This window comes from Mucilaginibacter sp. P5_A4 (assembly GCF_056400605.1).
The window spans coordinates 1-969 of sequence record NZ_JBFUKX010000152.1 but is presented as its reverse complement, the minus strand read 5'-3'; the positions used below and the strand labels follow the sequence as shown (position 1 = coordinate 969).

The window sequence follows — 969 nt, the reverse complement described above, 5'->3', positions numbered from 1 at the left end:
GTACCTTGCTCCAAATAATTGTATTTTTAACAAAATTCCTGCTCCACGCGCCAATCCGGGCAATTTTTTGTGCTTTATTCAAAACTTCTAAAACCTGTCCGCTTTCTGTTTCCTTCTGTTTCAAAGGGGTAATATTCTCAGTTAAAATTAAAAAACCTCCAATTTCTGATCCTCCCCTATACCATGGCCTCAAATCCCAGCGCATCCAGGCTAATGTTCCATCCTGGTTTTCAATTATAGAATCATCAAAATGAATTTCTCCTTTTAAGCATGTGAGCAATAAATCATGAAATTGAGATTTAATTTGAGGAAGAACCTGGTAAAGATTTACTCCTATGATTTCTTTACCTTGAAGATTATAATCCTCAATCCATCTTAATGATGCTGCTATAAATAACATATTGTTATCAAACATAGCAATGGCAATTGGAGCCTGTTCTATAAAGGTTTTATAATTCTCACTATTTTCTGCCTGTATTTTGTTTACAAGTTCTTTTGATAACTTTTCATTTAAATATTTTTGGTAGCACGACGAAAAATTAGACGGGTTTGAGAAATTAAGCATTAAGGCCATCTGGCTTTTGTTACATCGTTTTTCATTGATGCACTTTTCAGCAAATTCCATTTGAAGATGCCTGAAATAAGAAAAAATAGTACTATTATATTTTTCTTTAAAATCTCTTTTAAGTTTCGATTCGGATATAAAGTGTTTTTTTGATAGTGTGGCTATGCTTGGAAATTCGGTAAAAATACATGATTTTAATGTTTGTACTACTTGCTCTAAAAGTTGATCATTCGAAAACAAAAATGCCTTCTCCGCATTTTGGTCCTCCTGATCATTTATTAAAGTTTTCACATCGATAGGACTTACGTCAGAAACATTAACAAAAAAACCATCCACTTCACCATCTATAAAATTTGGCGTGTAAGTTGTCCTGGTATTTTTAATTTGCCCCGATGGAGATGTTA

General features: G+C 32.9%; 1 protein-coding gene. It reads right to left on the bottom strand.

Features of this window, described 5'->3' with window-relative positions:
• A partial coding sequence (locus AC1DQW_RS27760; RefSeq protein ID WP_477457032.1) for a PAS domain S-box protein occupies window positions 1-969 on the bottom strand: 969 nt, incomplete at both ends.